Source organism: Cytobacillus mangrovibacter, assembly GCF_042865275.1.
GTDB lineage: Bacteria > Bacillota > Bacilli > Bacillales > Cytobacillaceae > Cytobacillus > Cytobacillus mangrovibacter.
On record NZ_JBIACJ010000010.1, the window covers coordinates 62,098 to 87,272 of the forward strand.

Annotated in this window: 22 protein-coding genes; 14 read left to right on the plus strand and 8 right to left on the minus strand. The window is 39.9% G+C overall.

Annotated features, from left to right (window positions below):
• Positions 1 to 210 precede the first annotated feature (210 nt).
• Positions 211 to 1,242, plus strand: a complete 1,032-nt coding sequence (gene spoIID / locus ACFYKT_RS17240) for a stage II sporulation protein D (protein ID WP_389222251.1) — start codon at positions 211 to 213, stop codon at positions 1,240 to 1,242.
• A gap of 46 nt (positions 1,243 to 1,288) precedes the next feature.
• Here the strand turns inward: spoIID and ACFYKT_RS17245 are convergent, their stop codons facing one another.
• Positions 1,289 to 1,708, minus strand: a complete 420-nt coding sequence (locus tag ACFYKT_RS17245) for a VanZ family protein (protein ID WP_389222145.1) — start codon at positions 1,706 to 1,708, stop codon at positions 1,289 to 1,291.
• Between the two features lie 141 nt (positions 1,709 to 1,849).
• Between ACFYKT_RS17245 and ACFYKT_RS17250 the strand changes: the two genes are divergently transcribed.
• A complete protein-coding gene (locus tag ACFYKT_RS17250) occupies positions 1,850 to 2,725 on the plus strand; it encodes a peptidoglycan DD-metalloendopeptidase family protein (protein ID WP_389222147.1) in 876 nt (291 codons plus the stop codon).
• Between the two features lie 317 nt (positions 2,726 to 3,042).
• Here the strand turns inward: ACFYKT_RS17250 and ACFYKT_RS17255 are convergent, their stop codons facing one another.
• Positions 3,043 to 4,746, minus strand: coding sequence for a methyl-accepting chemotaxis protein (locus tag ACFYKT_RS17255; protein WP_389222149.1), 1,704 nt, complete (start codon positions 4,744 to 4,746; stop codon positions 3,043 to 3,045).
• Between the two features lie 705 nt (positions 4,747 to 5,451).
• Between ACFYKT_RS17255 and spoIIID the strand changes: the two genes are divergently transcribed.
• The 8 genes from spoIIID (at position 5,452) to ACFYKT_RS17295 (ending at position 11,947) form a co-directional block, all read left to right on the plus strand.
• A complete protein-coding gene (gene spoIIID, locus ACFYKT_RS17260) occupies positions 5,452 to 5,724 on the plus strand; it encodes a sporulation transcriptional regulator SpoIIID (protein ID WP_389222253.1) in 273 nt (90 codons plus the stop codon).
• 633 nt (positions 5,725 to 6,357) lie between these two features.
• Complete coding sequence (gene mreB, locus ACFYKT_RS17265) at positions 6,358 to 7,359, plus strand: rod shape-determining protein (protein ID WP_389222151.1); 1,002 nt, start codon at positions 6,358 to 6,360, stop codon at positions 7,357 to 7,359.
• A 391-nt stretch (positions 7,360 to 7,750) separates the two neighbouring features.
• A complete protein-coding gene (locus ACFYKT_RS17270; protein WP_389222153.1) occupies positions 7,751 to 8,569 on the plus strand; it encodes a flagellar hook-basal body protein in 819 nt (272 codons plus the stop codon).
• 27 nt (positions 8,570 to 8,596) lie between these two features.
• The gene (locus tag ACFYKT_RS17275; RefSeq protein ID WP_389222155.1) at positions 8,597 to 9,439 is read left to right on the plus strand and encodes a flagellar hook-basal body protein; all 843 of its coding nucleotides are present in this window, start codon (positions 8,597 to 8,599) and stop codon (positions 9,437 to 9,439) included.
• 15 nt (positions 9,440 to 9,454) lie between these two features.
• Positions 9,455 to 9,727, plus strand: coding sequence for a DNA-directed RNA polymerase subunit beta (locus tag ACFYKT_RS17280; protein ID WP_389222157.1), 273 nt, complete (start codon positions 9,455 to 9,457; stop codon positions 9,725 to 9,727).
• A gap of 228 nt (positions 9,728 to 9,955) precedes the next feature.
• Positions 9,956 to 10,378 (plus strand): 3-hydroxyacyl-ACP dehydratase FabZ, encoded by a 423-nt coding sequence (fabZ, locus tag ACFYKT_RS17285; RefSeq protein WP_389222158.1) that lies wholly within the window; start codon positions 9,956 to 9,958, stop codon positions 10,376 to 10,378.
• A gap of 586 nt (positions 10,379 to 10,964) precedes the next feature.
• Complete coding sequence (locus ACFYKT_RS17290; RefSeq protein ID WP_389222160.1) at positions 10,965 to 11,288, plus strand: hypothetical protein; 324 nt, start codon at positions 10,965 to 10,967, stop codon at positions 11,286 to 11,288.
• Positions 11,289 to 11,548: 260 nt separating this feature from the next.
• Positions 11,549 to 11,947, plus strand: a complete 399-nt coding sequence (locus tag ACFYKT_RS17295) for a hypothetical protein (protein ID WP_389222162.1) — start codon at positions 11,549 to 11,551, stop codon at positions 11,945 to 11,947.
• Between the two features lie 212 nt (positions 11,948 to 12,159).
• Here ACFYKT_RS17295 and ACFYKT_RS17300 read toward each other — a convergent pair whose 3' ends face one another.
• A complete protein-coding gene (locus ACFYKT_RS17300) occupies positions 12,160 to 12,594 on the minus strand; it encodes a YwpF family protein (RefSeq protein WP_389222164.1) in 435 nt (144 codons plus the stop codon).
• 264 nt (positions 12,595 to 12,858) lie between these two features.
• On the opposite strand from ACFYKT_RS17300, the gene ssb reads away from it, so the two are divergent.
• Both ssb and ACFYKT_RS17310 read left to right on the plus strand, forming a co-directional pair.
• Positions 12,859 to 13,212 carry a single-stranded DNA-binding protein gene (ssb, locus tag ACFYKT_RS17305; RefSeq protein ID WP_389222166.1) on the plus strand — a complete coding sequence of 118 codons (354 nt, stop codon included), beginning with the start codon at positions 12,859 to 12,861 and terminating at the stop codon, positions 13,210 to 13,212.
• A gap of 4 nt (positions 13,213 to 13,216) precedes the next feature.
• Positions 13,217 to 13,402: a hypothetical protein gene (locus tag ACFYKT_RS17310; protein ID WP_389222167.1), complete on the plus strand. Its 186-nt coding sequence runs from the start codon at positions 13,217 to 13,219 to the stop codon at positions 13,400 to 13,402.
• Here the strand turns inward: ACFYKT_RS17310 and ACFYKT_RS17315 are convergent.
• Genes ACFYKT_RS17315 through ACFYKT_RS17325 form a run of 3 tightly spaced genes read right to left on the minus strand, consistent with a single transcriptional unit; the run spans position 13,399 to position 14,277 of the window.
• Complete coding sequence (locus tag ACFYKT_RS17315) at positions 13,399 to 13,539, minus strand: hypothetical protein (RefSeq protein WP_389222169.1); 141 nt, start codon at positions 13,537 to 13,539, stop codon at positions 13,399 to 13,401. The genes ACFYKT_RS17310 and ACFYKT_RS17315 overlap by 4 nt on opposite strands.
• A complete protein-coding gene (locus ACFYKT_RS17320; RefSeq protein ID WP_389222171.1) occupies positions 13,540 to 13,857 on the minus strand; it encodes a GyrI-like domain-containing protein in 318 nt (105 codons plus the stop codon).
• 24 nt (positions 13,858 to 13,881) lie between these two features.
• Positions 13,882 to 14,277, minus strand: coding sequence for a helix-turn-helix domain-containing protein (locus tag ACFYKT_RS17325; RefSeq protein WP_389222173.1), 396 nt, complete (start codon positions 14,275 to 14,277; stop codon positions 13,882 to 13,884).
• Positions 14,278 to 14,524: 247 nt separating this feature from the next.
• Here ACFYKT_RS17325 and ACFYKT_RS17330 point away from each other — a divergent pair, with 247 nt between their 5' ends.
• Positions 14,525 to 14,926: a hypothetical protein gene (locus ACFYKT_RS17330; RefSeq protein ID WP_389222175.1), complete on the plus strand. Its 402-nt coding sequence runs from the start codon at positions 14,525 to 14,527 to the stop codon at positions 14,924 to 14,926.
• Positions 14,927 to 15,141: 215 nt separating this feature from the next.
• On the opposite strand, the gene ACFYKT_RS17335 is transcribed toward ACFYKT_RS17330, so the two are convergent.
• Both ACFYKT_RS17335 and ACFYKT_RS17340 read right to left on the minus strand, forming a co-directional pair.
• Complete coding sequence (locus ACFYKT_RS17335) at positions 15,142 to 17,961, minus strand: DEAD/DEAH box helicase (protein ID WP_389222177.1); 2,820 nt, start codon at positions 17,959 to 17,961, stop codon at positions 15,142 to 15,144.
• Positions 17,954 to 19,570 (minus strand): SWIM zinc finger family protein, encoded by a 1,617-nt coding sequence (locus tag ACFYKT_RS17340; protein WP_389222179.1) that lies wholly within the window; start codon positions 19,568 to 19,570, stop codon positions 17,954 to 17,956. Before ACFYKT_RS17340 ends, ACFYKT_RS17335 begins: the two co-directional genes overlap by 8 nt.
• Positions 19,571 to 20,243: 673 nt before the next feature.
• Between ACFYKT_RS17340 and ACFYKT_RS17345 the strand changes: the two genes are divergently transcribed.
• The gene (locus ACFYKT_RS17345; protein ID WP_389222181.1) at positions 20,244 to 25,022 is read left to right on the plus strand and encodes a S8 family serine peptidase; all 4,779 of its coding nucleotides are present in this window, start codon (positions 20,244 to 20,246) and stop codon (positions 25,020 to 25,022) included.
• Positions 25,023 to 25,175 lie beyond the last annotated feature (153 nt).

Below are 25,175 nucleotides of genomic sequence, written 5' to 3' on the forward strand. Positions count from 1 at the left end.
AATTGAGCAAATATATCGAGCAACTTTCCGATAATATCGTGCAATTAAATATTTCTCCACAATATAGGCCGTCCATCCTGTTTCAAAGATCCAATAGAAAGTCTTCGCAAAATCTTGTCATAATAGCCTGTCCAATCCCATAAGAATGAAATGAGACGGGGCTACTAGTAGTCTTTCGATTACTTACTTATGGAGGATTAAATCATGAACATTCCAAAATTCAAACCTTTCATCGTACTAGCAGTATTGTTGTTTGTCATCACACTAATGATTCCGTCCTTGTTGGTGCTTCCTTTTACAGAGGATCAGGTCACAGGAAAGCTTGGGGAGCAATTGAAAAAGGAGGAAAGCCCATCAGAACCAGTTGTCACACCCTCAGGTCCAGCGGTGGAGGTAGCTGTATTTCAAATGCAGAAGAAGCAAACAGTGACGCTTCCGCTTGAAGAATATATTGTTGGGGTTGTTGCCTCAGAGATGCCGAGGGATTTTGAAAAAGAAGCATTAAAAGCACAGGCTATGGCTGCAAGAACATATATTGTCAATCAAATGATAAAAGAAAAGGAATCCGAGCTGCCAGGTGGAGCACTTGTAACTGATACCATTCAGCACCAGGTATATAAGGATGATGCTGAGTTAAGAAAGATTTTCAAAGATGATTATAGCTGGGCAATCAAAAAAATTAGAGAAGCTGTAAGTGAAACGAGCGGACAAATTATTACGTATAATGGTTCACCCATTGATGCGAGTTTCTTTTCAACAAGCAATGGATATACGGAGAATTCAGAAGCAATTTGGTTATTGCCGCTTCCTTATTTAAAAAGTGTAGAAAGTCCATGGGATTTGCAATCGCCAAAGTTCGGTGGCCAAAAGGTATTTACCGTTTCTGAATTTGAGCAAAAGCTAGGAGTGACGCTGCCAAAGGATAGTACCATTGGCAATGTAACAGAACGAACAGCAGGGAAACGTGTTGGAGAGGTTGAAATTAACGGAAAAGCGATTAAAGGGAGGGATGTAAGAGAAAAGCTTGGTTTAAAGTCTACAGACTTCACTTGGGAGCGTAAAGGCGACAAGATTATTATTAATACTAAGGGGAACGGTCATGGAGTCGGAATGAGCCAATACGGAGCGAATGGCATGGCTGCAGAAGGCAAGAGCTATAAAGAAATCATCGCCCATTACTACCAAGGTGTAGAAATAACCGCATCTGACAACATCCTTACAAAAGTGCTAGCAAATAAATAAAGGTAAAAGAGAGTTATCGCTAATGAAGGCGGCAACTCTCTTTTTGTTAGGACTTTTTTATAAAACGGAGAAATGCAGTAACTTTTGGAAAGCGCTGATGAAAGGAAGCGCGATCGATGACATACCAGCAAATAGCCACACCGGTAACATCTTTAACCACATCAATAAATGTAGCTGACCGGGCAGGCACAAAGGATTGATGAATTTCATCTGTTAATCCATATAAACAGGCCGTGATTGCACAAAGGAAATTGAATGTTTTTGAAAAGGGAATGTTCAGCGTATGCATGGCCAAGACAAACAAGAGATAGAGAATCGCAAATTCAATTAAATGCATGGATTCCTTAATGAAGCGATCAAGTGACAAATCTGGAAGCTCGACAACTGCATTAGCAGGGAAGCTGGAAAGCGTCCAAATCACACCCATATATAAGAAAGGAAGAATCCTCAAAATCCATTTCCACATAAAAAAACAACCCCTAAAAAATTTTTTTCATTAAAATGAATAATATCTTTGTTCTTGTCGAAAAATAAACCAAAAAAATATTTTTTTGTAAATGTATATATTTCCTCCATTCTGTTCAGAATGATTGCTGAGGTGATGATAATGAGAGAGGAAGAAAAGAAACGATCTTCTCAAGGTTCCAGCTTTAAGCGCTTTTTCAAAAAGCGTTGGGCATTCCCAGCTATTTACATTGCAAGTGCAGCAATCATTCTAAGTGCGGTCCTTTGGTATCAGAACAGCAGCGATAGTGCAACAGATCAAGGCAACTATGATTATGAAGCGACTGATGTTCCGGGCAAAAATATCAATGAGCCAGCAATCGAAGTTAACCGCCAAATGGAAAACTTTATTATGCCTGTGAAAGATGCTGATTCACCAGTCATTCAAAGACATTTCTATGACAAGAATGCTAAATCAGAAGAACAGGAAGCAGCTCTTGTATTCTACAATAACGGATACCATCCAAATACAGGTATCGATATTGGAATTAAGAGTGGCGAGACATTTGATGTCATTGCAGCACTAAGCGGTACAGTTACAAAAGTAGCTGAAGATGTATTACTGGGTAACGTCATTGAAATTGAACATGACAAAGGAATTGTAACACAATATCAATCTGTTACAGAGATAAATGTTGAGGTTGGCGATCAAGTCAAACAAGGACAAGTTCTTGCAAAAGCCGGAGTCAGTCAGTTAGATGAAGAATCAGCTGTGCATGTACACTTTGAAATTCGCAAAGATGGTGTAGCTGTTAATCCACATGATTACTTCCAAAAACCATTAAGCTCTTTACAAGAGGATGAATCAGCAGAGAATACAAAAGCTGCTGATGAGGAAGAAGCAGTGGAAGATGAGGCTTCTGAAGATGAAGCCATTGATACAGATAAGTCAACAGATGAAGATGAAGCGACTGATGATGAAAAAGACCAAACAGATGATGAGACAAAGCAAGACACAACAGAATCCAAAGATGCATAAGCAAAACCCGCCAATTGGCGGGTTTTTTCGATGAATTAGCCCTTCTTTGTTAGTTCGGCGGTGGACGAGGCTTTTGCTATTTTTGTGTAGGCTTCTAGGATTGTTGAAGACAGCTGGCTACGTGCCTGTAAGTCGGTTGCGGAAAGAGATTTATGCACCTGTAAATGGTAAAAAATGCAGAGTTGGTCAGCAAAATAGATTTATGTGCCCACAAGTGGTAAAAAAATGCAGAGTTGGTCACATAAAGGCCTTCCAACAATCAGCTAATAGTATTTAAAAAAGCAAACACCTCGTCAAAACTTTGACGAGGTGTTTCTTCATGCTTTAAATTGATTAACAATCATTTTTAGCTCATCAGCCATTTGGCTAAGGACGGTTGTGGATGAAGCAATTTCCTCCATCGTCGCATTTTGCTCCTCAGCAGCTGCAGCGACGTTTTGAGACCGGTCATTTGCTTCACTTGATAAATGAGCCACCTCATCCATTACTTCTTGCATATTTTGTGTACTTGCGTTTACTTGCTCGATGACAGCTGATATTTCCTCTGTTTGAGCGGATACTTCACTGACCATATGGGCAATTTCTTGAAAGCTAGTCTGTGTGGACTTCGTCATTTCAATGCCAGTTTCTACATTCTGCAGCGATTCTGCCATGGCTTGGTTAGCCTCTGTTACTTCTTGACGGATGGCCCCTATCAAGCTGCTGATCTCCCCGGCTGCACGGTTGGACTGCTCTGCTAGCTTACGAACCTCATCAGCAACTACAGCGAATCCTTTGCCATGCTCACCGGCTCTTGCAGCCTCAATTGCAGCATTGAGTGCCAATAAGTTTGTTTGATCTGTAATGGCTGTAATCAATGTAACGATGCGTTCAATTTCCTTGGATTTCTGTTCAAGGGAGTTAACGATTTGTGCTGTTGATTCTGATGTTGATTGAATATCGGACATTTTATTCATAGTATTTTCCATAATAGAAGTTCCTGCTGCTGTCGCTTTTGTCGTTGCAACAGCGAGATTCGATACTTTTGAAACAGATTGTGATGCCTGATTCATTCCTCGTCCAATCTCATGAATGATTTGTCTGCTTGTATTCGTACTCTCTAATTGTGTCGATGAACCTTCAGAGATTTCCATGATCGCTTCTGCAACTTGTTGAAGGGAACTAGTTGTTTGCTCTGTACTTGCTGCTAATTCTTCTGAAGTAGAAGCGACGAGAACAACATTTGAATCAATGCCATGAACTATTTGCTTTAAGTTGTTTAGCATTTGGTTAAAGCTAGTGGCCATCGCACCGATTTCATCACGATTCTTTATCTGTAATTCTCCAACGGTAAGATCACCAGTCGCCATCTTTCTGAATTTATCAGCTAGCCTCACGATTGGCCTTTGGATAAGATGTAGGATAAAAATAATCATAGCTACTACAAAAATAAGAGAGATAACTACTAATACTATCATGACAATAGTGTTAGTTTTGAAAATATTTCCCCCTAAAGCTTCAATATCTGCAGCATTCTTCTCATGCATGGCGATAAGATTATCAATATTTTCATTCATCAAATCATACTCGGCTTGGACTTCATACGATAATAATACGGCATCATCTATATGGCCTTGCTCCTGTAATTCTTTTACCTCTTTACAACGCACTAGAAAGTGTTCCCACGTCCTTCGAAGCTCTTGTTCTTCCGCCATAGCGTCTGGAAGATTCTGCAGCATTTGCTCATATTCATTAAACATGGTATCAATATTAGTTGCTAATTGATCCATATACTGATTGAATTTTTCGATATATTCTTTATCCTGTGATAATAATTGTTTTTGTGTAGTTGCAAAATATCGCTCTGTCGAAAAATTAATTTCACCAATTAGGCTAATTCTAGGAATAATCTCTGAGCTAATTATACCTGCATTTCGGTTTAAATTGATCGAACTGAACAAAGATGAGGCACAAATCACACCGATCAACAGGATAAAAGTACTGAAGATCATGATGATCTTCTTGCGGATGGACCATTTCATTTCGTTATTCTCCCTTCAACTGATGAATGTAACTGAGCTTGCTGTGGATTAGAGCATCCTCTAGGGAGTTTGTTGGTCACTATTATGCCATTTTTTGTATCCAACACATTCGACAAAATTCGTGATTTTTCTCCTGAATTAATAATAATACGAAACAACTAGCTAGGAAAGGCATTTTTTTTATAAAAAGTTGAAGAAAAAAGTACATTAAAGCTTTTGGTGAACAGGAATATAGTGGGGAAGAAATATCCTATTATGCATGAACGCATCTCGACAAATTTCTCGGGAAATAACAGCTTTTTTGTCAATTCATACATAAGAATGGTGAAAACAATAGATTCAGTACTGGCAATTTGATAAAGCTTTTCGAATAAAATAGTTATTTTCAAAAAAATTCGCTAATTCCTTGTCCCTATTGTGTTTTTAATGCATATATAAGCAACCAAGCTAATAGACTGTTACAAACCTACAAAGAGAGTGTTTGAGGTGAGGGGTCGTTTTTTAACATAATAATGTATATGTTGGGGACATGTTTATTCATTGCAAATTCAGAAAGGATTTGCTTTCTGCCGCATGAAAACGAAATCAAGCGAGAATATAATAGGCTGTTTAGTCAATGAAGTCGTGCGGAATGGCGTAACGATCAAAGCGAAGAACGAGTCTCATTTCACACTTCTCACATCCAATTTAGGGAGGGCGAGTGGTGTGCACGATTACATCAAAGAGAGAACTATCAAGATTGGAAAGTATATCGTGGAGACGAGAAAAACAGTTCGTGTCATAGCGAAGGAGTTTGGCGTATCCAAAAGTACAGTCCATAAAGATCTAACGGAAAGACTTCCTGAAATTAATCCTGAATTAGCAGTCGAGGTCAAGGAAATCCTAGATTACCATAAATCAATCCGCCATTTAAGAGGTGGAGAAGCGACAAAAATGAAGTATAAGAAGGAGGAAATGGAAGAGGAACCCATCAAGTAAAGTGGAAGCGGATTCCTTTTAGTATGCTGACCAATCTAAATAGGTGAAGGTAAGGGCAATTGGCAAACAGGCTAATTGCTTTTATTATTTTTCTATCTTCTAGATTATTGTTGTTTTTGAATCAGCTTTCTACCGTTAAAAAAGGTTAGTTGATTGGAGCGGAAGGCATGAGACTCCTGCGGGAGTAGTGGGACAGCTGAGACCCCACAGGTGCTAAAGCACCGAGGAGGCTCAGCGCCCACCCCGCGGAAAGCGAATGCCTGGAGCGGAAATCAACCTTTACAAACTATGTGCTGATTAGCAACGATGTTTGTGAAACCAGCCTATTATTTTTATCCGACAAATATCTGCAAAAAGCCCAACAATTTTTGACATATTATTATTTAAATCCTGATGATTGTGGTAGAATATAAAATTAGGATAGAACTTGGTTCGTATAATCAAAAATGGTTCGACTTGGTGTTGAAAGCACCCTACTTCATTACAAATAAAAAAAGCAAAGTTCGCTTGAGATAGCTGAAAATATAAGATATTGTGCTTGGCAGGTTTTCGATTAAGCTGACGCCTTGCGCTTTTCTTATGAGCAAAGGTGAACGCTCAGCTGGCCAATTATGCAAGGAGGAAAGAAAAAGAATGTTTGCGAGGGATATTGGAATTGACTTAGGAACGGCTAACGTGCTTATTCACGTAAAAGGCCGTGGAATTGTATTGAATGAGCCATCCGTTGTGGCAATTGACAGAAACAATAATAAGGTGCTAGCTGTTGGTGAGGAAGCACGTCGCATGGTTGGGCGTACACCAGGGAATATTGCGGCGATTCGTCCGCTAAAAGATGGAGTCATTGCAGATTTTGATGTGACAGAAGCGATGTTAAAGCACTTCATTAATAAACTGAATGTAAAAGGGTTTTTATCTAAGCCTCGTATTTTAATTTGCTGCCCGACAAACATTACAAGTGTTGAGCAGAAGGCGATTAAAGAAGCAGCTGAAAAAAGCGGCGGCAAGAAAATCTATTTAGAAGAAGAGCCGAAAGTAGCAGCAATTGGTGCAGGCATGGATATCTTCCAGCCAAGTGGAAACATGGTCGTTGACATTGGCGGAGGAACTACAGATGTAGCTGTTTTATCAATGGGTGATATCGTTACATCCGCATCGATTAAAATGGCTGGTGACGTATTTGACAGTGAAATTCTTCATTATATTAAACGTGAATATAAGCTTCTAATCGGAGAAAGAACGGCTGAGAATATTAAAATAAATATCGGAACGGTTTTCCCTGGCTTAAGAAGTGAAGAAATGGAAATTCGTGGCCGTGACATGGTTTCAGGTCTTCCAAGAACGATCACAGTTCGTTCAGAAGAAATTGAGCAGGCATTAAGAGAGTCTGTTGCAGTCATCGTTCAGGCAGCAAAAAGCGTCTTAGAACGCACACCACCTGAATTATCAGCAGATATCATTGACCGCGGTGTCATCCTGACAGGCGGCGGCGCATTGCTTCATGGCATTGATACATTGCTTGCAGAAGAATTAAAAGTACCTGTACTCATTGCAGAAAACCCAATGGATTGCGTAGCAATCGGAACAGGCATCATGCTTGATAATATTGACAAACTTCCTAAGCGTAAGCTTGGATAATGAGAGAAATAGCCTGCCAGATGATGGCAGGCTATTTTCGAAGCTTAAAATTATGGCTTTGTTAAATAATATTTTTGGTGCACAAAATCGCCATTGGTGTACCCGCTCATTAAGTTATTCATTCGAATAAAACGCATTCGCGTCTACACCAATGGCTCTTATCGACAATCAACGCTAACATAACTAAAGTGTAAAAAACAGGTGATCTATAAATACATTCCACAACTAGATCAACGCAGCTACAAAAATCTCCTATTTCATACTTTTTCCTGTAAAAATATAATGTTTATTTTGTAGTTTTTTTCTATAATAGAAGTAGTGTAAAAAATATACGCGCGAATATGCGATTTTCTATACATATTTTACCGAGTATTAAATGAGGTGAACGTTAATGTTCAAAGGATTTTATACAGTTGCGTCCGGTATGCTTGCTCAACAAAGACGGACGGAAATGTTAACAAATAATATGGCAAATGCCAATACACCAGGATTTAAAGCAGATCAATCATCATTGCGGGCTTTTCCAGAGATGCTTTTACAGCGTTTTGATGAGCTGTCGATCCCTACAGAAAATGGGCTGAATCTCCCTTATAATAAAAAAATTGGCTCGTTAAGCACGGGCGTCTATATGCAAGAAGCGATTCCTGCCTTTATGCAGGGGGATCTAAAGGAAACGGGGCTTGGGACAGATGTTGCATTATTAGATGTTTCCATGCCTGAGAACGGCTCGGTGTTTTTTACAGTGGCAGGCCCAAATGGAGAAACACAATATACGAGAAACGGGAATTTTACCGTTGATGGCAACGGATTTTTAACAACAGCAAGCGGTTTGCGTGTGATGAATACAACTGGCAACCCGATTCAGCTGACAAGTGATCAATTCACAATCAATGAGAATGGTGTTTTAACCAGTGATGGAGTAACTGCAAGACTGGGAATTGGCTTAGCAGCAGATGCGAATCGCCTTATCAAGCTAGGAGATGGGCTGTATCGGACCGAAGATGGTAATGCCCTAGCTAATGCCTATAATGTTAACGGTGCGGAGTTTAAGCTGCAGCAAGGCTTTCTAGAGCGGTCGAATGTGGATGCAAGCAGAACGATGACAGATATGATGACAGCCTACCGTGCATTTGAAGCAAACCAGAAGGTGCTTCAGGCTTATGATAGAAGTATGGAAAAGGCAGCAAATGAAGTGGGCAGGATTGGATAACTTTTAAGGGAATAAGGGGGGATAAGTATGAACAGAACGATGATTACAGCTACAAATACGCTGTCCCAATTACAGAAACAAATGGATATTGTCAGTCATAATATGGCAAACATCGATACGACTGGGTATAAGCGCAGGGAGGCAAGCTTTGCTGACCTGATGTTCCAGCAATTCAATAATCAGCAGAACGCAGCCGCTGAAGGAAATCGACTCACACCAAATGGTATCAGGCAAGGAGTCGGGGCGAAGCTTGCCCAGTCCAAAATCGTGATGACCCAAGGAAGCATAAAGAATACAGACCGCGCACTTGATATGGCATTCACTAAAGAAGGACAATATTTCCGTGTGCTAGAGCAAGGTGAAAATGGCTCAGCTGTGCGTTACACAAGGGATGGGGCTTTTTACTTAACACCTTTATCGGATTCAGAGACAATGCTTGTAACGGGCGATGGCTATCCTGTTCTAGATGAAAATAATAATCCGATTACAATTAATGGCCAAGTGAAGGAATATCAAGTGACGGAAAATGGACGTCTGATTGCGATCATGGAGAATGGCGGAAGCAGGGAATTTAACCTTGGAGTGGTTCAGGTAAATAAACCGCAATTTCTCGAGCAAAAGGGTGGAAACCTCCTTGGTCTTCCAGAAAATATGGCAGAGTTAAATGGAACGGAAGAAGAAATTCTGACAGAGCTTAATGGAGCTATGCGCAATCAAATTGCGATTCAACAACGTGCACTAGAACAGTCAAACGTCGATATGTCAAAGGAAATGACAGAATTGATTAATCTTCAGCGCTCCTATCAATTCCAGTCTCGATCCGTTTCAATTGCTGATCAAATGATGGGATTAGTCAATGGAATTCGTTAAAAGGGGTAAATAAAGATGTCAACAAACAACAATAATCAAGAAGCAGCGAAAACGCGTGAGGAATATAAAAAGACAAGCAGCAGCAAACCGGAAAAGGTGCGTAGACGTCGGATTCGCATACGTTTAATCCCGATATGGCTGCGGATTATCATTGTTGCTGTTCTCATTTTCCTAAGTATTTCTGCTGGTGCTGCTGTCGGATACGGTGTATTAGGAAATGGCCAACCAAAAGATGTGTTTAAGAAATCAACATGGACACATATCGTAGATCTAATTGAAAAAGAATAACTAGAGGGGCTGATGCCTCTTTTTTTTGTGAAAATTAAATAGTCGGTCTGATTGATTGAACAAGCCTTTATGTACGAAGTAATAACCAGCGCAGTGAAATGAAGCAGACCGACATTTACTTAATTGGTTATGAGCAGATGCTTATGAATACTTTTTTTATTAGCTTTCACATTCTTTTTTTAGTAAAATAACAATAGATATAACCTATTATTAGGAGGAGGTACTAAAATGTTAGATATCACGCAAATTAAAGAAATTATTCCCCATCGTTATCCTTTTCTGTTAATTGATAAAATCCTTGAAGTAGAAGAAGGGCAAAAAGCCATTGGAATAAAAAATGTGACGGCTAATGAAGAGTTTTTCAATGGGCATTTCCCGGATTACCCTGTTATGCCAGGTGTACTCATTGTAGAAGCCTTGGCACAGGTTGGAGCCGTTGCGATGCTTAAAAAAGAAGAAAACCGTGGTCGTCTTGCCTTTTTTGGAGGCATCGACAAATGCAGGTTTAAAAGACAAGTCGTACCTGGTGACCAGCTTCGCCTTGAAGTGGAAATCATCCGCGTCAAAGGTCCAGTAGGCAAGGGAAAAGCCGTCGCTACAGTTGACGGAGAACTTGTATGTGAAGCGGAAATCACCTTTGCTTTAAAATAATAGCTCCAAGGTGCAAACAGCTTTCACCTATAAGTGGTGTGATCCTATATAAACAGTAAAGTCGGCATATCCGTGTGCTGGCTTTTTTGTTGGCTCTTTTCAAGACAAAAGCCCTGAAAAATTGGAGTATCTGTCTCTTAAGAGAGGTAAATGAGACAGAACCACGAAGAAATCGGAGCAACTGTCTCATAGAGGAGGTCAATGAGACAAAGTCACGAAGAAATCGGAGCAACTGTCTCATAAAGGAGATCAATGAGACAAAACCACGAAAAACCCGGAGCAACTGTCTTATAGAAGAGGTCAATGAGACAAAGTCACGAAAAACCCGGAGCAACTGTCTCATAGAAGAAGTCAATGAGACAAAACCACGAAAAACCCGAAGCAACTGTCTCATAAAAAAGGTCAATGAGACAAAACCACAAAAAAATCGAAGCACCTGTCCCATAGAAGGAATTTAATCAGCAGCAATGTTTGCAAAAAACAGCTATATTTTTTATGCAAGTTGTTGTCGATTTTGGGAACATTAACAGAAGACCACTATAAAAAAGGGGTCAACCAAATCCCATATAGGAAAGGAGTTTTTCTCATGAATAAAAAGCTATTAACCATTATTGGAGGATCAGTACTTACGGCCATGCTTTTGACAGGGTGTGCAGCAAACGATCAAGAGCCTCCTCCAGAGGACAATATTGTTGATGAACCAGGTGTCAATGATAATAATGATTTGAATAATAATGGCAATGATTTAGACAATAATGGTGTAAACAATGACAACAACGGGTTAAACAATGATAACAACGATATCAACACAGATAATGATGGGGACATGATGGAAGATAATAATGACCCTGGCGAAGACTTGATTGAAGATAATATTGACCGAAATGATGCGGATAATAAGGATCGATAGGCGATGAACAAAAGGGCAGGGGTGGAACCTGTCCTTTTTATATGGAAAAAGTTAATTGCCCTTTAATTACTTATTTGAGGGATAAAATCCCTTTTCACATACATAATAGATAAAAAGCTCCAAACTTTAGTAAAATGTCCATAATTAAAACAATAATTGTATTTTATATTCGAATTATGTTAAGGTATTTATGTTCTAATTATTTTAATATAGGTATTTTATGAACGCACTCGTATCAATTGGGGGGTACTTTTACAAGAATGATGTTTAAAGATCTTTCACAAGGTATAAAAGTGAGTATTTCTCGTTCCATAACTACTTCGTTTGAACAATATATGAGTAGAATTGATTGGAATGAAAGTGAATTTAACATGGAGAATTTTGTAGCTGAATGGCGTAACTATATCATTAATCATTCATCTTGGTATAGCCAAGTTAGTGATGAACTGAAAGCAGACGCGCGTTTCCATGAAGAGCTTGCCGATAAAATAAATGTAACATTAGATAAAATTTTATCTGAAAAGCCATCAGCAGCACAGATTGAAGAATTAAACAGTCTCCAACAGGAGCTTAAAGAAGAAGCTACATATTCCTGCAAAATGGAAGCGAAATACGTGATTGAAAAATTAAAAGAAAAACTAAAAAAGCAGAACAGCTAATGCCTGCCGAAGAAGTTATGGATAGACGCAGCCATTTTATATGAACAAGCTTATCAACAAGAACTCCCAATCCTAGACGATCGTAAGCAAGATGTTGAATAGATTATTCAACAGTTAAATATAAAATTGTCAAAAAGGACAGAGCCCTTTGCTAATGCTCTATTGTATTAATTAATATAGATGAGGAAAACTCCCGCTATAAAAGGGAGTTTTTATTTGTCTTTGGCTGCAGTCATTTGCGGCTTGCTTCTCATGATATGGTTAAATTCGCTTAGAAGCTTATCCCCTGAAATTCCTTGGTTAATGAGCTTCTTTAAGACGATTTCTGCATAATCATAATTGGTTTTCTTTAGGTTTCCTTTTAGAAGGATGCTTATATGGTCATTGATGTGTTGAATCGTGACAATTTTTGTTTGGAAGGCAGCGGGACTGTTTTCTTTTTTTGTGATGACTACTTGAACGATCAAATCTTCCTCACGCTTAGCTAGCATTTGGAAATACTCATCATAGGACTTACTAATATAAGCCTCTATTAACCAGGTGCTCTGATCGTTTTCTTGACTAATGATTAGCCCATCTTCAAGTTCGATATCTACCAACTGATCTTCTTCAACCACTTGCAGCGAGAACAGTTTAAACGTCTTCATCCTTTTCCTCCGATCCCTACATGTAATAACCAAATTATAACATACCCCTTGCTAAAAACGGAAACAGTACCCTTGTCGAAAAATCGGTAGTAACTGTTTAATGTTTACATTTTTGGAATGTTTTTTGATGCTGAAATAGGTATTTTGTCTTAATAATATAGCTTTCCTCCTGCTTTTTTCTTGATAAATGCTATTTTCCTCTTTTTACTTATAGGAACTTAGGCGGTTATGATAGGGCTATATCAAAGAAAGGAGAAAGAATACATGATCAATCAAGTAACACTTGTAGGGAGGTTGACAAAGGATCCGGAGCTAAAAAGAACCCCTGATGGAACCCCTGTTACGAATGTGACGCTTGCTGTGAACCGCCATTATCGTAATCAGCGCGGAGACATAGAGGCAGATTTCGTTCAATGTACTCTATGGAAGAAAACAGCTGAAAATACTTCGCGTTACTGCAAGAAAGGCTCCCTTATTGGAATTACTGGCAGAATTCAAACAAGAAATTATGAGAATCAAGTAGGTAAGCGAATTTATGTGACAGAAGTATGGGCAGATAATGTAAGATTTCTTGATCAGAAAAAGCCGGATGATGTATTGGCTGGAAGAGGGGTTTAAATCTTTGGAAAGGGAAAAGGAACTCGAATACTTAGTTGAAGCATTAATTAAAATGATCGGAAAATCAAATGAAAGAGTCAATGACTTAAATAAACGTGTCATTCAGCTGGAAGAAATCATTCGCGAATCTGTCCTGCAGGAATATAAACTGAATCCATTAGAGGGGGAAAAGCACATACTTGCTAACTAATCTTCATTAATATGTCCACCGCAATTTTCCATTCCGATCATCCTTCCATATAAAAAATCAATCGAATCTTCCCATTCTTCATCTATCGCCGGCGCAATTGCGCCGGTTTTTCTTGTTATTAAATTGAAGTTGTACATCTATTGGACCTTTTTTACAGGGAATCTTAACACTGTTTTCAACTTTGCTGTTTCAGTCTTTCGGGGGTCCGACAAATAGATTTCTCGATGAATTTTGCTAGTACGGCTATATCCTTGCACTAAGCAGAATGCTTCCATTTGCTCAAAAGTTTTCGGCTCATCGTCGAAGCTTCCAATATGCATCATTTGACAGCTTAATCCATCTGTCGCTTGTTCAAACCTGACTTTCTCAAGGAATGGGTTTGCCTTTTTCCTTTTCGTCTGTTCCAGAAATTGCTCGAACCCTTTTTCAGTCAAAAAGTCGGGCTGGCGGATCATAATCGTGTATTTAAAAGTTGGTCTTTAGTTCTTTTTCATCGCCTGGATTTGTGCGTGGAATATGGCAATGGCTGAACTCTTCTTCTTTATATCAAAATTATATAGATCCAATAATGCCCGTTTTAGTTCAGAAGAGTTTTCTAAAAGCTCTCTAATTAGATCCATTTCGGACTCGTTAGGGCTTTCTTTTAAAATATATGGCTGTTTGTCTGTGCGGGTCTCGACTAATTCTCCAACCAATTGAGCCATGTCAAGCTTATAAATAGTTGCGAACTGGATAAGGGTTTGGTAACTGGGGGTGATTTGTCCTGTTTCATATTTGCTTATTGTTGAACGATGGACATTTAGTAAATTAGCCACAAAGTCTTGGCTCCAATTTCGATCTTCCCTTTGCTTCTTCAAAACCTCAGGTAAACTCATCCTATACACCACCATTAGCATCTGTTTTCTCTTAAACTTAACGAGAAAAGTAATGAAAAGGGCTTGGTGTTCCTAATGGTCACTATTGTAATTGTGACTAATAATCACTATTAATAGAATCCAGTATGAAAAGTCAATTTTCCAATCTCCTCATAGGAAAATTGAACTAGGAGGTATTTGGAAGATCATGTCGAATATAGAGGTGGAAATATATTCAAATCTGTTTGTAGAAAGGAGTGATTGACATATGCCAAATGAAGAAGGCGGTGGAATCATGAGTTCGCTATACTTCAATGGAATTAGGCAGGAGGGAAATTATCTAAAGATACATAATCATCCTACGTTCTTTGATGCGCTGCAACTCCTCAGGACTCAATCATCAAAATCATATCAAAGAATTCCTCTCAGAAAAAACTCAATTCTATACTTTTACTACACCGAGGATCAAATCCAACAGTCTGCTCGCTGTAAAATTGATTTAATCAATCGATCGATACGAATGGATTCTGAGCATCCTGGAAAATACAGCTTCCTATCTTGTTTCCTAATTAAAGAGAGAAACCATGTGATGTATTTGACACACAAGCCGAACTTAACGGAAAAAGCCAAAGTGAAAAATCAGCTGCCATGCCTAGAAGAATCCAAGTAGATGGCAGACTGATTTATTACAGAAAAGGCTATGTTAATTAATATTGTTTGTGCATAAAATCGCCATTGGTGTACCCGCTCATTAAGTTATTCATTCGAATAAAACGCATTCGCGTGTACACCAATGGCTCCTTATCAACAATAAACGCTAACATAGCTACAGAAAAAGGGACAATCACTATTCAAGAAAATCGATTAGTGAACTGCCCCTTCAATTTATGATAAATAAACAAGATCGCGCAGCTCGGATGTGGATAGTTCGGTAAGCCAGCTTTCACTTTGAATGATTTGGTCGTTTAAGGATTGCTTTTTCTCAAGCATGGCATCAATTTTTTCCTCGAGTGTGCCTGTGCAGATCATCTTATGCACGTGAACGAAGCGTTTTTGTCCGATTCGGTAGGCTCGGTCTGTTGCTTGATTTTCAACTGCTGGGTTCCACCAGCGGTCATAGTGGATGACATGATTGGCCGCAGTTAAGTTTAAGCCAGTCCCACCGGCCTTTAAGGATAACAGGAAAATAGGAAACTTGTGATCCTGGAAGCCAGCAATCATCCGATCGCGTTCATTTTTTGGCACGCTACCATTCAAAAATGGCACATCATGGCCGAATTTCTTCTTCACCATATTGCGGATGATGTTCCCCATTTCAATATACTGGGTAAAAATGAGGCAGCTTTCTCCTTGTTCAAGAACGGATTCAATCAGCTCGGTTAACTTCTCAAGCTTAGTAGATCGTTCAATCACATTGGTTGGTTTTGCTTCTTTTAAGTAAAGGGCAGGGTGATTGCAAAGCTGCTTCAGGCGGCTCAGCATTTGTAGGATCAAGCCTTTTCGCTCAAAGGCAGACAGTGTTTCAATTTGCTCGAATGTATCTTTTACAAGCTGCTCATACAAGGAGGCTTGTTCCACTGTTAACGGACAATACTCTTTCTGTTCAAGCTTATCTGGCAGATTCAATGCAACCTCTTCATCCTTTTTCGTACGGCGCAGGAGGAAGGGGCGGATAAATGCTTGAAGCTGCTGAACCTTTTCCTTATCATCATCCTTTTCAATTGGCAGGACAAATCGTTTTTGGAATTGGCCAAGGCTGCCGAGATAGCCATGGTTTGTGAAATCAAAGATGGACCAGAGCTCTGACAGACGATTTTCCATTGGCGTTCCTGTTAGGGCAATATGATGCTTACCCTGCAATTTTCTCACAGCTTTTGACTGCTTCGTTTGGGCGTTTTTAATATTCTGGGCTTCATCAATGCTAATGGCGCTCCATTCAATCTGCCCGAAATCCTCCACATCTAGATGGGTCAGCCCATAGGAAGTAAGAACAATATCAGCAGCAGTCGCTTTTTCAGTAAAAGCTTCTCCCTTAGGGCGATTCCCGCCGTAATGAAGGTAGATGTTCAACTCTGGGGCAAAGCGTTCGATTTCCTTTTGCCAGTTGCCTAATACTGAAGTTGGACAAATAATGAGTGCAGGCCCGCTGTCCTTTTCGGTTTCTTTTACTTTCAATAGATAGCTGATAAGCTGAATGGTCTTTCCAAGACCCATATCATCGGCCAAACACGCACCAAAGCCATACTTGCGCAAGAACAACAGCCAGCTCATGCCAAGCTGCTGATAGGGACGCAGCTCTCCTTTGAAACTAGGAGGTGCTTCCTCTAATGGGATGTCCTTCGTATCGCGAAGCTGCTTCACCATTTGCTTCCACTGGCGATTCAGCTCGATTTGGATTTTGGCGAAGGCTTGCGGATTTTCGAATTCATCCTCTTCGGCTGATTCATCTTGGAGAAGCTCTTGTTCAATTAAATCACGAACATGGAGACCCTCTTTTTCCGCCTTTTTCATTAAATCTTGAATATGGCGGACAAAATGAGGATCAAGCTTGATCCAGCGGCCGCGAATATAGACGAGACGGCGTTTTTCTTCCACCATAGTGTTGAATTCATCTTCTGACAGGTCGACACCGTTCATTGAAATGCGCCAGTCATAATCAAGCATTGCTTGAAGTCCAACGAAAGAAGGACGATGGCTGGACTGCCCTTTTACTCGTGCTTTCACCTTTAAATTGGCATTTTGCATTGCTTGCCACCAGGAAGGCAAGAGGATTTCAACACCAAGAGAGAGCAAGGTTTCGCTTGCCTCTGTTAAAAAAGTCCATGCTTCTTCTTCTGTCAGGCTGCTCGTGAGTCCCTTTTCACCTGCAAGCCAAGGAAATACATGGATCCACCGCTTTTGTTCCTTTTCAATCGCTTCATTATATTTCTTCCAGCCACGCGGATAATTGGCTAAATCATTTCGATCAACGAGCAAATCAGGCTGTTTCTTTCCACGCAAGAAAATGCTGAGCTCCCACTGGTCGTATATTTCGGCAGGCTCTTCCAATTTCAACCCGATTGTAAAAGGGACATCGTTTTCCTTTAAACCAATCCATTCCTGCCAGCTTTCCTCGTCGAAATAAGCTGCAAGATCACGAGGGGAAAGATGGTCATTTTTCAGTGCCTTTAACTTTTCGCCGAAGGCCTCTTTCAGCTCGCTTTTCCGGTCCAAATAGGCATCTAAAGAATGGTGATACCACTCGTGAATAAATGCTTTTACAGGTGTATCATCAATACTTTGCTCCCAAAAGGAAGGATTAAATTCATTAATTACCCTGTCAGGAAGCGCCCAGCGGAATTGATCCTTTTCCCATGCAGTGAAATCAGGAATCCATTCTTTTGCAGACACGGCTTCATAAATAGGCAAGGCTGTAGCTAAGCAGATTTGTGCCATCTCGTCCCAATCCCACTCGATAAACTGGTTAAATTGTTCATGAGCGAATAAGGTGACAAGCTGCCAGCCGTTGATGGGGACTTCTCGTCCATCAATGAATTGCTTTTCATCGATAAATGTGCCAAAGAAGCTTTCAGCATGACGATGAAAGAGAATCGGAACCCATGCGTCAGGATGAAGGAATTGGCCTTCCTCATCATTGGCAGAAATATAATAAAGATCTGTGTTTATATTTCGTACGTTTATTTTCAGAAATCTCGTTTTAAGCATCGATCAGCTTTCCCCTTTTACATTCTTCCTGGAAGGCGCGGAGCCGTTTGGTTTTTTCGAGTAATGCTTCCAGGTAAAACTCCCATTCATCCTGTTGCTTCAGTTTCTTGTACAAGGTACGGAGCTTTTTCATTTGCCGGACAGCCTCGCGGTAGTGGTCCCTGCCTTTTTGGGCGATATGGTGCTGAACGGACTGGTGGTATAGCGGCAAGAGCAGGGATGGATCTACTTTTTCAATTGTTTTCAAGCGATTGGTGTGAAGCATTTCAATATCATAATCCATAAAGGCTTGTAAATCGGTCCATTTATCAAAAGCTTGATTGTCAAACAGCATGATCTCGTAGTCGCTGTAGCTATATGGCAGTGTTTCAATCAATGCCTTCTCATACAAGTCCTGCCGATTGGCCTCCGAACAAAAGGGCTGGATCATTTTCATGACATGCCTGACATAACTGAGCTTTTCGTAATAGTTGGTGGATAGAGCAAGATATCCGCTTAATTTCTTAATATAGGCCTCCACATAAGGGCCCATTCGTTTCCATTCCTTTTGTAAGGACAATCGTTCAATCCAGTACAGAATGTAAGGTGTCATCTGCTCATCTGGTACATTCAAAAACTGAAGGGTCATTTCATCATCTCTTTGGAGAAAATAAAGATGGGTAATTCCTACAATAATAGGGAAGTTTTTCTCCTCAATGTTTCGTAACTTCTTAATTTCTTCCGCATACCATTCCTTTTTCTTGAAAAACTTCGTCCATAATAAACGATACAGCTGCGCACGTTCGTATTCAAGATCAAATGGAGTAGTAAGAAGGTCAGAAGAATCCTCTTTTAGCTTCTCAATAAATTCATCAAAGGCAAAGGGAAGAGAGTGGACAGATAGTTTGTCAATGATATCAGAAATATCATCGGTCATTTCATAGAAATGCTGAACATAGTAGCGCTTAACCATTTCTGTTGAATGTCCAAGCCTAACACTAAATTCCATCATTTTATTAAAGGTGAACACATGTCCAACGAGTAAGTATAGGAGTTTCCATTCTTGCTCGAAAGGCGCCGTTGCTTTCCAGCGTCTAGTAAACACCTTATAAAGCTCTGAAATGACATAGGGCTTCGGTGTACTATTTTCCTCCATAATGGTGTGGAAGCTTTCATTAAAAGAGGCCATCCACCTATCATAATTGGGTTGCTGCCTTCCAGCCACCATCAATAAATCCTTTGCCTTCTGGATTCCTAATTCTTTCGCAACCTTTTTCTCCTTTAGCGGCTTTCTCCATTCCTCCACCCAAGCACTCACACTGTTTGTCTGAGATAGAAGCTGAAGAAACACAGCCAGCTGATGCCGGCAAAAGCCATCTGCCGGACAGGAGCATTCGCTTAAATGAATGAAATCAAGATCCAACCGCACCTTCGCTGGCGTGACATCCTGTACAGTAGCCGTAATCTGATCCCCTTCAAATCGCAGCTGATAAACAAGCCCCTGTCGAAATAAGATCAGCCCCTTCTGTACTAAGCGTTCATCCTCCGGAACCTCCGCACGCAGCAAATCCATCAACGCCTTAGCCGCAAACTGCAAAGGCTCCTGGAATCTCTCAGGTATTGTAGACATAAGAAAACCTCCCTCCGATACAAAAAAAGCATTCCTTTATTATAACATTTCTCGAGGGGGTTGGGAAAACATGGGGTGGTTCTTGCAAGCAAAACATGGGTGCAAAACATGGGGACGTTTCTTTTGTTTCCTAAACGGAATGGACACCCCTTCCGCTATTTATATGACAAACGTGGGGACGGTTCTTATGTTTCTTTAACGGACACGCCTTCCGCTATTTATATAATATCTACTATTTTTGTAATGCTAGCGGACACTGTTTCCGTTAATTGATCAAAATCATACGAAATTTACCCTCTCGAACACTAATAGCGGAACCTGAGTCCGAAAAGTCTATGAAATGATTGCTTTTTATGAAATAGCGGAACACCAGTCCGCAAACAAGGGGACGTTTCTTGTGTTTCCTTTCGAGGAAACGTGAGAAACGTCCCTATGTTTCCGTACTAGAAAGAAGAAAAAATCTTTCTTTAAATTTCAACATTTTTACTGCAAATATTCACTAGGGATATTGAAAATTATGTCTACTCAAACAAGAATACCAAGAAATTAGTAATATACTCATAGTGTTTATGTCGAAACATTATATTAATTATCTTAATATTCAGCATATTTTTCAAATATTCAATTCTATAATAAATGGGTAGTTTATTAATTTTAAAGAGGGGGAAAGGATTTGAAGAAAAAGAAGATTATGAAGTATTTTAGTAGTATCTTAGCTTTCATAATGGTTCTAGCGTTGTTCACGCCGTTTTCGGCAGCTGCGAACACGCAAGAAACGAAACCATTTAAGCCGAATGGCATAAGTGAAAGCAATATGCAATTAAAGGCAGCTATCGCAGAACAATTAAATTTATTGGGTGGTTCTCCGAAGCTGCACAAAGATTTAAAAGGATTATCGGGTGATGAACAAGTGGCAGTTATCGTTCATTTATCTGAGAAGCCGGTAGCTCTTGAAAAAGGAATAAAAGAACTAGCAGGAAAAACATTTACGGCAACAGAAGCAAAGCAAGTAAAAGCGAAAGTAACAGCACAACAAAGCGCTGTAAAGAAGGAAATGAGTGTAAAAAATATTTCCTATAAACAAGGTTTTTCATTTGACACAGTTTTAAATGGTTTTGCTGCAACAGTTAAAGCGGATGACCTTGATAAACTTCTTGCAATTAAAGGAGTTACGCTTGTTGAACCAGATGCGGTTGTAAAAGCATTTGGTGAGAAGAGCACAGATGTTTCAGCATCTGAGCTAGAAAAAAAGGATGAACTGGAAGCAACAATGAACACAAGTATCTCATTCCTTGGAATCGAGAAACTGTGGGAGGAAGGATATGAAGGACAAGGCATTAAAGTAGCAGTCCTTGATACTGGTATCGACAAAGACCATCCTGAGTTTGAAGGAATTTATAAAGGCGGAAAGAACTTTGTACCGCACACAGGTACAAATTACGCCAGAGATCGTGCTGAAGATGATCCGTCTGAAACCTCTCCTAAAGATAGACCAGCAAATAAACCTGAATTCGATGCGGATGGCAGGTCTTTTTATACAGATCACGGGACCCACGTTGCAGGAACAATTGCTGCAATCGGTGCGAATGAGTATGGAATTAAAGGGATTGCACCAAAGGTTGACCTTTATGCATACCGTGTTCTTGGAGCATATGGCAGTGGTTCTACATCAGGCATCATTAAAGCAATTGACACGGCTGTTATTGAAGAGATGGACGTTATTAACCTATCATTAGGTGGCGGAGCAAACACTGAAACAGATGCTGGATCATTTGCGATTAACAACGCAATGATGGCTGGAACGATTTCAGTTATTGCTACAGGAAACGATGGTCCAAATCGTGGAACAATGGGAACTCCAGGGACAGCACGACTTGGTATCGCTGTCGGTAACACGACCAATCCGGAAACAAAATACGACGGGAAAGTAACAATTAAAGTAGGAGACTATGATTATTCCAAACAACTGAATTTCATGGGCACTACTTTTGGACAAGAACTTGCAACACAGCTTGATGGCGAGTATGAATTGGTTGCCGTTCCTGGAGTAGGGGCAGTAACGGATTACGATGGTATTGATGTGGATGGAAAAGTTGCTCTTATCTCTCGCGGTGAAATCGCATTTGTTGACAAAATTGCGGCAGCCAAGAAAAATGGAGCAATCGCGACAATTATCCATAATTTTGCAGGTGGTACAAATGCACCAGGAGCATCTGGTACATTCCTTGGCGATTCATTTGCGTTTGTTCCGACACTTGATATGTCTGTGACAGATGGAGCGGCCATTCGTGATGCATTAGCAAGTGGAACTGGAACCATTACTTTCGGTAACTTCGGATCAGCGAAGACATTAGGTGATGAAGTGAATGATTCTAGTTCACGTGGTCCATCCACTCCGAACTTTGACATTAAACCAGATGTGACGGCACCTGGTACAAACATTATGTCATCCATTCCTGCATATGGAGCAGATTTCCCTGATGCAAGTTATGATGAATCATATGACCGTTTTACAGGGACATCTATGGCAACGCCTCATATTACAGGTATTGCAGCATTAATTAAACAAGCAAATCCAGATTGGAATGCTTTTGATGTGAAGGTAGCTCTTTCTAATACGGCAAAAATTCTTAATACAAAATACGATGTATTCTCACAAGGTGCTGGCCGTGTAGATGCCTATGCAGCAGCACATCCAAGTGTACTCGCTTATGCTGTTGACACGGCGAATAACGATGGGGAAGTAGTAGAAAACTTAAAGGGAACGGTTACATTCGGTCCACAAAAGCTTGATAAGGATATCTCTGTTACCAAACAAATTCTAGTGAAGGATTTGAAAGGGGAAGGCGGAGAGTACAACGTAACAGTTGATGTCACAAAAGAATTTAAAGGTGCAAAAGTAACAGTAGATAAACCAACATTCACATTAGATGGAGAACAAACAATCAATGTTACATTGACTGCATCAAAAACTGAAGGAACAATGCCAGGAGATGAAATTCTTGGTTATATCCATATTTCTACTGGTGACAAAGATAAGACTGTCACTTCACTATCAGTAAATGAAACAAATTTAAAGATGACACCTTCTGCGACTAAGCAATTAAAGGTAACGGAAACAGAGACGGTTGTTGATGGTAATTATAATGAAATTTCACTGCCATTTGCAGCTGATTTCGCTGGAGCAGCAGCTGTTCAATTAAAGGATCTTGATATTACGGAAACAGATTTGTCATTTAATGGTGATGGGGTTAATGATGAGGCTACGTTCTATTTCACAATTACAGGTGATGTAGGGACAAACTACATTGAATTATGGGATATCATGGACCCTGAAGGCGGGGAATATGGCGACGGTTATATTGGTTACTTACATGCCGGATCTGGACTTGCGGCAGGATCGTACCGATTAAATATAACAGGTGAGTATGGGCCTTGGGGCGGCAGTGGAGTAGAGCAAATTCCTGATGGGCTTTATACGGTTGATTTTACTGCTATGACAGTTTCAGGAAACCCAGCAATTATTAGCGACTACGTGGGGCCAATTGTTGTAAAAACAACTAAGCCTGAAGTAAATGGCTCTGTAGCAGATGGGAAGGTAACTGGACAAATAACAGATAAGTACATTGTATATAATGATGAATTAGCATTATATGGTCTTGAATATGACCTTAATGAAAAATTAAAAGCATCCTATGTAATTACGAAGAATGGCGAAGCAGCTGAAGCTGTGCTATTCCAACTTGAACAGGATGGTTCTTTTGCTCTGACATTAGAAGGATTCAATGAAGAAACTGATACTGTTTCAGTACTTGTTGAAGATGCTGCGGGCAATAAGTCTGAAGCAACAACTCTTAGTAAAGAATCTGCTGCTCCGGATCAAGGCGAAGATCCAGCAAATGAGGATAAAGGAGGCGAAGATTCCTCAGATGGAACAACTCCAGAGGATGAGGGGACAGATGGATCTAACCCTGATGAAATTGGAACAGAATCTCAAGCAACTTTAAACAAGGTAAAAGTGGCTTCTGTAGATTCTAAGGCAACTTCTAAGTTGACTCTTGTAAAAGAGTATGAAGTTCCATCTACATCTGTAAAGAATAGCAATAAATTAAATGATGGTCCTGTCTACAACATGACCAATGTTGATTCAGGAAAAGATGTTACGAAGGAAGCAAAGTATACAGTTACAGATGAAAGCGTTGCAGCTGTATCAGATGAAGGTTTAGTTACAGCTAAAAAAGTAGGTAAAACAACAATAACTATCAAACATGGTGAAAACACGGCTACTGTAAACGTAACAGTAGAAAATCCACCAGTTGTAACACCAGATCCACCTTCTGTTCCTTCAAATCCGGGACAAGTGGATGCAGATAATAATTCTGTTCAGAATCAAATTAAAGATGCTAAGACAGATGAAGTTGTTGTGAGTGTCAGAGCTTTAACTGAAGCACAGCCAGAAATAAGTGTAAAAGTATCTGGAGAATCAATGAAAGCACTTGCTCAATCTGTTAAACCATTAGTTATCAAATCTGGTGACACTGCAGTGTCTGTACCAAATAAAGTACTGAAAGACATTTATGCGGATTATTCCGGCAGTGCAACTATTTCTGTTAAAATGACAAAATCAGAAGGAATCAATGGAGCTGTATCAGCTACATTTGACTTTACGATTAAGGCAGAGAAGGATGGAAAGTCTCATACGATCTCTACATTCTCTGAACCAATTGAAGTAAGCATTCCTGTAACTGGTGCCGTGAAGGACCCACGTAAAACAGCTGCTTACTACGTAAACGAATCTAAGAAATCACTTGATTACGTAGGTGGTACACTTGAGAATAAGAACTTTGTTTTCAAAACAAATCACTTCTCAAAATTCGTAGTAGTTGAAAATGCTAAAACGTTTACTGACATCCAAAAACACTGGGCACAGGATGAAATTGAAGTATTAGCTTCCCGTGCAATTACAAGTGGAGCAACTGATTCTACTTTTAATCCAGAAGGAAAAGTAACTCGTGCAGAATTTGCCGTATTAATTGCTCGTGCGTTAAATCTGAATGTTAAAGAATTCGAAGGCATTTTCAAAGATGTAACAAAGGGTAATGAATGGGCGTATGCAGGTATTGAAGCAGCTTCTCGTGCAGGTATCGTAACTGGGAAATCAAAAGATACATTTGATCCAAATGCGCTTATCACACGTGAAGAAATCGCGACAATGATTGTACGTGCAGTTAAATACCAAGATGCAAGTGTATTAAAAGGATTAGACACATCTAAATCCTTTAAAGATGATAAAGAGATCAGTAAATTTGCAAAAGAATTTGTTAAGCAAGCCGCTGCATTAGGTATTGTCAATGGCCGTGATGCGAACAAATTTGTTCCAAAAGCCAACGCAAGCCGTGCAGAAGCAGCAGCAATGCTCTACCGTTCACTAGAAAAACTAAACGAAATTTAATAGAGAATCAATGGAGAGCCAGCGTAATGCTGGCTCTTTTTAAACATGGGGACGTTTCTTTTGTTTCCTTTTTGGAAACAAAAGAAACAAAAAAACACGCTGAATCCGGCCATTATTACAATTTGGCTCTGTTATAACTGATCAATAACGGAA

Excerpts from the sequence above, each read along its gene's own strand:
- ACFYKT_RS17245 (WP_389222145.1), bottom strand. The coding sequence starts at position 1,708 with ATGTGGAAATGGATTTTGAGGATTCTTCCTTTCTTATATATGGGTGTG.
- ACFYKT_RS17250 (WP_389222147.1), top strand. The coding sequence starts at position 1,850 with ATGAGAGAGGAAGAAAAGAAACGATCTTCTCAAGGTTCCAGCTTTAAG.
- ACFYKT_RS17255 (WP_389222149.1), bottom strand. The coding sequence starts at position 4,746 with ATGAAATGGTCCATCCGCAAGAAGATCATCATGATCTTCAGTACTTTT.
- mreB (WP_389222151.1), top strand. The coding sequence starts at position 6,358 with ATGTTTGCGAGGGATATTGGAATTGACTTAGGAACGGCTAACGTGCTT.
- ACFYKT_RS17270 (WP_389222153.1), top strand. The coding sequence starts at position 7,751 with ATGTTCAAAGGATTTTATACAGTTGCGTCCGGTATGCTTGCTCAACAA.
- ACFYKT_RS17275 (WP_389222155.1), top strand. The coding sequence starts at position 8,597 with ATGAACAGAACGATGATTACAGCTACAAATACGCTGTCCCAATTACAG.
- ACFYKT_RS17280 (WP_389222157.1), top strand. The coding sequence starts at position 9,455 with ATGTCAACAAACAACAATAATCAAGAAGCAGCGAAAACGCGTGAGGAA.
- fabZ (WP_389222158.1), top strand. The coding sequence starts at position 9,956 with ATGTTAGATATCACGCAAATTAAAGAAATTATTCCCCATCGTTATCCT.
- ACFYKT_RS17290 (WP_389222160.1), top strand. The coding sequence starts at position 10,965 with ATGAATAAAAAGCTATTAACCATTATTGGAGGATCAGTACTTACGGCC.
- ACFYKT_RS17295 (WP_389222162.1), top strand. The coding sequence starts at position 11,549 with ATGATGTTTAAAGATCTTTCACAAGGTATAAAAGTGAGTATTTCTCGT.
- ACFYKT_RS17300 (WP_389222164.1), bottom strand. The coding sequence starts at position 12,594 with ATGAAGACGTTTAAACTGTTCTCGCTGCAAGTGGTTGAAGAAGATCAG.
- ssb (WP_389222166.1), top strand. The coding sequence starts at position 12,859 with ATGATCAATCAAGTAACACTTGTAGGGAGGTTGACAAAGGATCCGGAG.
- ACFYKT_RS17315 (WP_389222169.1), bottom strand. The coding sequence starts at position 13,539 with ATGTACAACTTCAATTTAATAACAAGAAAAACCGGCGCAATTGCGCCG.
- ACFYKT_RS17320 (WP_389222171.1), bottom strand. The coding sequence starts at position 13,857 with ATGATCCGCCAGCCCGACTTTTTGACTGAAAAAGGGTTCGAGCAATTT.
- ACFYKT_RS17325 (WP_389222173.1), bottom strand. The coding sequence starts at position 14,277 with ATGAGTTTACCTGAGGTTTTGAAGAAGCAAAGGGAAGATCGAAATTGG.
- ACFYKT_RS17330 (WP_389222175.1), top strand. The coding sequence starts at position 14,525 with ATGCCAAATGAAGAAGGCGGTGGAATCATGAGTTCGCTATACTTCAAT.
- ACFYKT_RS17335 (WP_389222177.1), bottom strand. The coding sequence starts at position 17,961 with ATGCTTAAAACGAGATTTCTGAAAATAAACGTACGAAATATAAACACA.
- ACFYKT_RS17340 (WP_389222179.1), bottom strand. The coding sequence starts at position 19,570 with ATGTCTACAATACCTGAGAGATTCCAGGAGCCTTTGCAGTTTGCGGCT.